Source organism: Stenotrophomonas capsici, assembly GCF_034961085.1.
GTDB lineage: Bacteria > Pseudomonadota > Gammaproteobacteria > Xanthomonadales > Xanthomonadaceae > Stenotrophomonas > Stenotrophomonas capsici.
The window spans coordinates 1-7,297 of the sequence record NZ_JAYFUH010000056.1 but is presented as its reverse complement, the minus strand read 5'-3'; the positions used below and the strand labels follow the sequence as shown (position 1 = coordinate 7,297).

7 protein-coding genes and 2 pseudogenes are annotated in these 7,297 nt (G+C 65.8%); all 9 read right to left on the bottom strand.

The features are described from left to right. A pseudogene (locus VA603_RS01790) lies at positions 1-474 on the bottom strand (type II secretion system F family protein); the annotation flags it as partial. A gap of 5 nt (positions 475-479) precedes the next feature. After that, complete coding sequence (locus VA603_RS01785) at positions 480-1,331, bottom strand: type II secretion system F family protein (protein WP_192287050.1); 852 nt, start codon at positions 1,329-1,331, stop codon at positions 480-482. Beyond that, positions 1,328-3,031, bottom strand: coding sequence for a TadA family conjugal transfer-associated ATPase (locus VA603_RS01780; protein ID WP_323437771.1), 1,704 nt, complete (start codon positions 3,029-3,031; stop codon positions 1,328-1,330). The genes VA603_RS01785 and VA603_RS01780 overlap by 4 nt, the downstream gene beginning before the upstream one ends. 8 nt (positions 3,032-3,039) lie before the next feature. Continuing rightward, on the bottom strand, positions 3,040-4,470 hold the full coding sequence (locus VA603_RS01775; RefSeq protein ID WP_323437770.1) for a type II and III secretion system protein family protein: 1,431 nt from the start codon (positions 4,468-4,470) through the stop codon (positions 3,040-3,042). A gap of 93 nt (positions 4,471-4,563) precedes the next feature. Further along, complete coding sequence (gene cpaB, locus VA603_RS01770) at positions 4,564-5,352, bottom strand: Flp pilus assembly protein CpaB (protein WP_192287047.1); 789 nt, start codon at positions 5,350-5,352, stop codon at positions 4,564-4,566. After that, complete coding sequence (locus tag VA603_RS01765) at positions 5,349-5,534, bottom strand: hypothetical protein (RefSeq protein ID WP_192287046.1); 186 nt, start codon at positions 5,532-5,534, stop codon at positions 5,349-5,351. The genes cpaB and VA603_RS01765 overlap by 4 nt, the downstream gene beginning before the upstream one ends. A gap of 7 nt (positions 5,535-5,541) precedes the next feature. After that, complete coding sequence (locus tag VA603_RS01760) at positions 5,542-6,210, bottom strand: hypothetical protein (protein WP_323437769.1); 669 nt, start codon at positions 6,208-6,210, stop codon at positions 5,542-5,544. After that, complete coding sequence (locus VA603_RS01755) at positions 6,194-6,991, bottom strand: TadE/TadG family type IV pilus assembly protein (RefSeq protein ID WP_323437768.1); 798 nt, start codon at positions 6,989-6,991, stop codon at positions 6,194-6,196. Before VA603_RS01755 ends, VA603_RS01760 begins: the two co-directional genes overlap by 17 nt. Then, a pseudogene (locus VA603_RS01750) lies at positions 6,988-7,297 on the bottom strand (hypothetical protein); the annotation flags it as partial. The pseudogene VA603_RS01750 and the gene VA603_RS01755, both read right to left, overlap by 4 nt.

Here is a 7,297-nt window from a genome sequence, read left to right as displayed (position 1 = left end):
GGTGATGAAGTCCAGGAACACCGGCAGGTCGCGCACCACGTACTTGGTACGGACCTTGCGGCGCTCGCCCAGCCACAGCGTGGGATACATCCAGCCCAGCGGCAGGCCGAACAGCAGGCAGAAGAACAGTGCGCCAACGCTGGCCTTGCCCAGCAGCACCACCACCAGCCCGAGGAACAGTGCCACCGCGCCGGCCGAGACGATGCGCGTTCCATACAGCTCCTCGGGCGTGAGCACGAAGTCCTGGCCGGCGGAGGTCAGGGCGCGGTGCGCGCGTTCGAGCTGGGCGGCCTTCAGCCGCGGGCCGACCGCATGGGTGGCGGCGACCACCACCGGCCACAACAGTTGCAACATGCGTGGCAACGGATCCTGGTAGTCACGGTCGCTCTGCGGCACCTGCTGCAGCATGCCGCGCACGGCGAACATCACCAGCACCACCGCACCGATGGCCATCACCGCAACAAGGATGATCATCCAACTCATATGTCGATCGTCATGATTTTCCGGCACATGCGATACCCCAGGTACTCCAGCACGCAGATCAGGGCGATCACGCACCAGCCCTGCCAGGTGTGGAACATCGGGTTCATCGTTTCCGGATAGAACAGCACCAGAAAGCCCACCAGGCCGGCCGGCAGCATCGCCATCACGATGCCCTGCAGGCGGCCCTGCGCGGTGAGCGCCTTGACCTTGCCTTCCATCATCAACTTGCGGCGCAGCGTCTCGGCCAGCGTGGCCAGCGTCTCGGCCAGGTTGCCGCCGACCTCGCGCGAGATGGTCACCGCGGCGACGAACAGCTTGGCGTCATCGATCGGCACGCGCTCGGCGAAGTGCTCCAGCGCCTCCTCGGTGCGCACGCCCATGTGCTGCTCGCGCAGGATCAGCGACAGCTCCTGTGCCAGCGGCGGTTGCCCGTCCTGGGCGAGGGTTTCCAGCGCGGGGTTGAAGCCCACGCCTGCGCGCAGGCTGCTGGCCAGCATCAGCAGGCCATCGGGCAGCTGTGCCTGGATGCGGTCCAGCCGGCGCTGCTTGAGCCACAGGTAGATCTTGCGCGGCAGGATGGCCAGCAACAGCAGCACCACGATCGGCAGCAGCAGGTTGCCGGTGACCAGCCACAGCAGCAACGGCAGGATCGCCAGCAACAACGCGTTGCCGGCGAACAATGCCTTCGGGTCGACGAACAGGAACATGTCGGCCAGGTTGAGCCTGGCCTGGTTCATGAAGTTCTCGCGATAGCGCTCCATGAACCCGGCGCTGCTGCTGGCAAGGTACATGCCGGCCAGCGCGAAGCTGCCGAAGGCAAGCAGCGCGATCAGCCAGATCTCGCTCATCCCGGCGCTCCCGTGCGGAAGATGCCCAGGTCGACGTTGACGCCGCGCTCGGCCAGGGTCTCGTAGAACTCCGGCACCGCGCCGGTCGCGCGGAACTCGCCGACCACCTTGCCATCACGGCCGTGGTAGGAGCGCGGGCTGAACAGGAAGATGTCCTGCAGCTGGATGGTGCCACTCTCGATGCCGGTGACCTCGGAGATGTGGCTGACCTTGCGCGAGCCGCAGGGGTAGCGCTTCTGGTGGACGATCAGGTCCACCGCCGAGGCGATCTGCTCGCGCACCACCGTCATCGGCAGTTCCATGCCGGACATCATCACCATCACTTCCAGGCGCGACAGCGTCTCGCGCGGGTTGTTGGCGTGGGCGGTGGTCAGCGAGCCTTCGTGGCCGGTGTTCATCGCCTGCAGCATGTCCAGTGCCTCACCGCCACGGCACTCGCCGACCACGATGCGGTCCGGGCGCATACGCAGTGCGTTCTTGACCAGGTCGCGGATGGTGATCTGGCCCTTGCCTTCCATGTTCGGTGGGCGCGCTTCCAGTGCCACCAGGTTGGGTTGGGAGAGCTTGAGTTCGGCGGCGTCCTCGATGGTGACCACGCGGTCATCGTCGGGGATGAAGTTGGACAGGATGTTGAGCAGGGTGGTCTTTCCCGAGCCGGTACCGCCACTGACCACGATGTTGCGGCGCTCCTTCACCGCCATGATCAGGAACTCGAGCATCTGCGGGTTCAGCGAACCGAACTTGAGCAGGTCCTCACCGTGCAGCTTGCGCTTGGAGAACTTTCGGATGCTGATGCTGGGCCCGCGCAGCGCGACCGGCGGGATCACCGCGTTGACGCGCGAACCGTCCTTCAGGCGTGCGTCCACCAGCGGCGAGCTTTCGTCGATGCGGCGGCCCAGCGGGGTGACGATGCGCTCGATCGCCGACAGGACCGCGCGGTCGTTGGTGAAATTGACCGTGGACTGCTCGATCCGGCCGGCGCGCTCGATGAAGATCTGGTCGTGTGCATTGACCATGATTTCGGTGACGCTGTTGTCGTCCAGCAGGTCTTCCAGCGGGCCCAGGCCAATCGCCTCATCCAGCACTTCCTTGGCCAGGCGGCGTCGGTTGACGGTCTTGGGAAGGTCGCTGAACTCCTTCTCCATGACACTCTCGATCAGCTTGATGGTGGTCGAGCGCAGCACGTCATCGGTCATGCCGCGCACGTCGACGCGGCGCAGGTCCATCTGCTTGACCAGCGCGGCATGCACGCGCGCACGCCACACCGTGTTCTCCACGGCAAGTTCGGAAGGCTTTGCAAGGGATTGCGAGGGTTCCCGGGGCGCATCGTCGGGGTCATTGGCCGGCGCCGGCGCCGAAGTGGCCTGCACCACCGCCACCGGTTCGACCGGCCTGGCTTCCGGCGGGTCCTCGTCGATCACCTGCAGGCGGTAGTCGCCGATCTCCACGCTGTCGTTGCTGCTCAGCGGGCCGTGCGAGTCCTTCACGTCCTGGCCGTTGACGCGGATCGCCGCGCGTGCGCCCAGCGACTGGATGAAGATGCCGGCCTCCTCGCGCTTCAGGGCGGCGTGCTGCTGGGCGATGCTCCAGCCCTGCAGGATGATCAGGTTGCCGTCGCCACGGCCGATGCTGCACTCGCGGTGCATGCAGCGGACACGGCGTTCTTCGCGGTTGGAGGTGGTGATCAATACGTTGAACATGCTGATTCCTACTGCACGAACTCTTTGTTGCGGCGGGACATGGCTTCCTTGCCGCGCTCCTGGATGCTGTTGCCACGTTCCAGTGCGTCGATGTTCTCCTGCGATTCCGGGCTGATCACGCGCGGGGTGACGAACATCACCAGCTCGGTGCGGTTGCCGCGGAAGCCGTCGGAGCGGAATAGCTTGCCCAGGATCGGGATGTCACCCAGGATCGGGAACTTCTCCGCGCTCTTGGCGGCGCTGCTGTCCACCAGCCCGGACACGACGATGGTTTCACCGGCGCGCACGTTGATCTCCGAGGAGGTACGGCGGGTGGTGAAGCCCGGGACGCCCTGCACCATCACGCTGGGATCGATGCGGCTGACCTCGGCCATGAAGGTGGTGGAGATCTCGTCGTTGGAGTTGACCACTGGCTCGATGTCCAGCTTGATGCCGTACTCCTTGAAGTCCACCGTCACCTGGCCGAAGCCCTGCGGAATCGGAATCGGTACCTCACCGCCGACAAGGAACTTTGCCGAGCCGCCGCTGCGGGCGCTCAGCTGTGGCGAGGCCAGCATGAACGCCTTGCCCTTGTTCATCAGCAGGTTGATGCTGGAACCGATGGTGGTGGCGATGCCGAAGAACGCCTGGGTGCCGCGCACGGCGGTGGGCAGCGCCGGCTGCAGGTTCTCGAACGGTGAACCGTCCGGCAGCACGCGGTAGTAGTCGTTGGTGGTGAAATCCTTCAGCAGCCCGCCGGATGGGCCACGGATGACGTTGTCCCACTTGATGCCAAGCTCCTCCAATGCGTTGGAGTCGAACTCCATGATCTTCACGTCCATCAACACCATCGGTCGCATGCCGACCGGGTCGGAGGAGGTGAAGTCCAGCAGCTGCGGGTAGATCTCCTTCAGGCTGGCGATGCGCGCGGCGATGCCCGGATGCACGTCCTGGCCGGTGACCACGACGCGGTCGGAGATGGTATGCACGGTGATGTTGCCGGCATCGGCAAGCAAGGTGCGCACGGTGTCGGCCAGGCCTTCGGCGTCGCTCTCGCCGACGGTGACCGGCACCTCGATCTGGCTGCCGTCCTGCATCCACAGGTGGATGGTGCTGTCGCCGGTCTTGTTGCCGATCACCACCAGCTCATTGCGGCCGATGTTGGTGACCTGCAGCATTTCACCGTTGCCCACCGCCACACGCTTGAGTGCGCGCGGCAGGCGGTACACCGCAGCTTGGCCGACGTACAGGCGGGCACGCTCGGGCAGCGGCACCGTCTGGCGATTGCCGGCGGGACGGCTGTAGGCGGCATTGGCCACAGGTGCCGGGAACTGATGGCCCGGAACCAGCGAGCCGGCGCCTGCATTGGATGCCGGTGCTGCCGGCGTGGCCGCGGCGGGTTGCACCAGGATCGGCATCTGCTGCGGTGCCTGCGGTGCGCTGGGGGTGGATCCGGACATCATGTCCACCTGCTGCGCGCCGACGGCGCCGGGTAGGGATATGGCGATGAATGCGCCCAGCATTGAAAAACGTGAGATGCGAGTACGCATGCCTCAGCCCTTGCCTCCGATGATGAAATGAACGCCGCTGCCCTGCGAACCGCTGGACTCTTTGCCTTTCTGCAACAGTTGTTTCTGGGTCAGGCCACCGAGGCCGAATGACTCGGAGTCCTCGTTGTGGCGCAGCATCACCCGCAAGCCGCCGGCCTTGCCCGCCACGGTCAGGCGCTCGGCTTCGCGGGGGGCCAGTTCCAGGGTGATGTTGGAGTAGCCGGGATTTTCCTCATCGACGGGTTGCTCGCCGATGCGGGTACCGGTGGCCAGCACGTTGATGTTCTCCAGCAGCGGCAGCACGCGCGCGCCGCCGCCTTCCTCGTCCACGGTCAACAGGATGTCGACATGGTCACCGGGGGCGACCATGCCGGAGATGGAATTGGTTTCGTCCACCGACATCGTGTAAGCCACGTTGCCGCTCTTGATGACCGAGGAGAACTGGTCGTACAGCGGCACCAGGGCAGCCCCCGGGACCGGTGCGCCCTTGGCAAGCGGCGAGCGCAGCACACGACCGACATACTGGTCATAGTTGTCCGGCGTGATCGCGTCGGCGGGTACCAGATCAACCGGGACCGGCCGCGCGGCGAGGTCATCGGAGGTGATCTGCATGCCCTGCTCGAGGTTCTGCTTGGGGACCGCGACGACAACCGTCTCCCCATCGTCGCGGGTCCGCTCGGCGACGGTCTTCTGCACGTAGTTCACCGCCAGCAGCGCGGCCAGGCCACCCAGTACCAGTGCGACCAGGATGAAGACGAGATTGCGGTTCGGCTTGATGTTGATCTTCTTCATACCCATCCGAGCGATAGTGCGTAGACGAAGCTCGAGTAGGCCTTGCGCAGGGCCTGGACGAGTTCGAGGATGATGTTGGGCTCGGCGACCAGGACGATGATCCCGAGCACGGTGACGATGGTGTACTCAATGAGGGCGGCCCCGCGTTGGGCGCGCCGGCTTGGCGGTGTTGGCTGTCTCATGGCCGCGCTATCTCGATATCTGGTTGACCACCATGTCGGTGGTTTCGCCGTTGCGATTGAAGGTGAGGGTCATCTGCTCCTTGCCGTTGCTGTAACTGGCGGTGCAGCTCAACGCCATCATCGGGCAGGGCTTTGCGTCCTGGCTGCGCCAGCCGCGTTCGGGCAGGCGTGACTTGTAGAACCCGTCTGCCTGGAACGGCGACATGCGCACGTTCATGGTCAGCGTGCGTCCGGGGTTGTCGAGGTAGACGGTATCGGTCACCACCTGGGTGCCGGAGGGCTTGAGGAAGTCGGCGCCGGGCTCGGCCCGGGGCGTTTCCTTCAGCACCTCGACGATGCCGATCTGGCCTTCGCTGCCGGCCGCACCGCCGCTGATCTCGATGGTGAAGAAGTGCTTGTTGGTGCCGTGCGCGACGATCTTCTTGCTGCCCAGGTCGGTGACGGTCACCTGCCCGGGCCACAGCTGCTCGTAGTAGCGCACCAGTTGCGCCGGGGGCAGCTGGCTCTGGAAACGTGCCGCGCGCATCGGTACACCGTTGTGGATCATGTGCCGCGAGACCCATTCGCCCTGGCTGTCATCGGGCAGGGGCAGCTCCGGCCAGCTGGTCGCCATCGCCGGCATGCTTGCCGCCAGGCCCAGGGCAAGCGCGCACAGGACATCACGGACGTGGCGCATAACGTTCCAGCTTGTCCATCGGCACCACATCCGGCTCGATGTAGCCTGGCTTCAGGTCACCCAGCACCCCGAACAGGGGCAGTGACGACACGCCCTGCAGCATCTTCGCGCCGTCCTCCAGGTTGCTGGTCGGCACCATGTTGCGGATCTGTGCCTTCACCGAGCGTGGATTGTTGCCGCTGATCCCTGCCCCAGCGGCATTCCACGGATCGGCCAGCAGTGCGCTGGTGGTCTGCATGCGCAGGCCGATCGTGTCGAACGGCTCCAGGTAAGCGGCGGCACTGCCGTCGGCAGTGCGCAGGTCGCGGATGCGCATGTCCATGCTGGCCGTGATCAGGCCACGCTCGTTGGGTGGGAACGGCCCCGGCAGTTTGGAGATCAAGCCGCTCAGCCTGCCCATGATCCCGGGCTCGCGGTCATTGCGGTATGCGCCAAGCGTGATGTCGCTGCGCTGCAGCAGCGGCTGGTTGGAGAACGTGTTGAGCAGCGGGTCGTCCAGGCGCTCGGCGGTGCTGGCCGGCACGTTGCTGATGATCCTGCTGTCGGCCGCGCCGAAGTGGCGCGCGATCAGTTGCGGGCGCACCTGCGCGTTGCTTGGTACCGCGTAGGAGCGCGAGGCGGTCGCTTCCCAAGCGGCCGCACGCGTGGCCTGCTGCGCCTGCTGGCGGATGTGGACGTACTTGCCCAGGGTCGGAATCAGCAGGAACAGCGGCACCAGCACCAGGCACAGGACTGCCATTTCAACCATGCTCTGGCCGCGCTGCAGGCGGGGCGTGTTCATTGGCGCTTCTCCGTGGCGGCGGTGGGCGCGGCGAATGCCTGGCCGACAGTGAATACCTGCGTGGTCACCCGGTAGCCGTTGCCATTGCCGGGCTCGGCTTCCAGCACGATGTTGTCGGGTGAGGAACGGTGGTCATCGCCGCGCGAGGCGCCGAAACCCCAGGCGCGGCCGCCGGACCACACGCACAGGCGCGCCTGGTCCGGCGTGGTCCATTCGTCGCAGGGTTGGCCCGCCACCTGCCTGGCGGCAGGGCCCTGGAATCCTGCCGGTGCACGATCATCCTCGGGGACCAGCGCAAAGCGCTGC

Coding starts and splice junctions, on each gene's coding strand:
- VA603_RS01785 (WP_192287050.1), bottom strand. CDS start 1,331: ATGAGCGAGATCTGGCTGATCGCGCTGCTTGCCTTCGGCAGCTTCGCG.
- VA603_RS01780 (WP_323437771.1), bottom strand. CDS start 3,031: ATGTTCAACGTATTGATCACCACCTCCAACCGCGAAGAACGCCGTGTC.
- VA603_RS01775 (WP_323437770.1), bottom strand. CDS start 4,470: ATGTCCGGATCCACCCCCAGCGCACCGCAGGCACCGCAGCAGATGCCG.
- cpaB (WP_192287047.1), bottom strand. CDS start 5,352: ATGAAGAAGATCAACATCAAGCCGAACCGCAATCTCGTCTTCATCCTG.
- VA603_RS01765 (WP_192287046.1), bottom strand. CDS start 5,534: ATGAGACAGCCAACACCGCCAAGCCGGCGCGCCCAACGCGGGGCCGCC.
- VA603_RS01760 (WP_323437769.1), bottom strand. CDS start 6,210: ATGCGCCACGTCCGTGATGTCCTGTGCGCGCTTGCCCTGGGCCTGGCG.
- VA603_RS01755 (WP_323437768.1), bottom strand. CDS start 6,991: ATGAACACGCCCCGCCTGCAGCGCGGCCAGAGCATGGTTGAAATGGCA.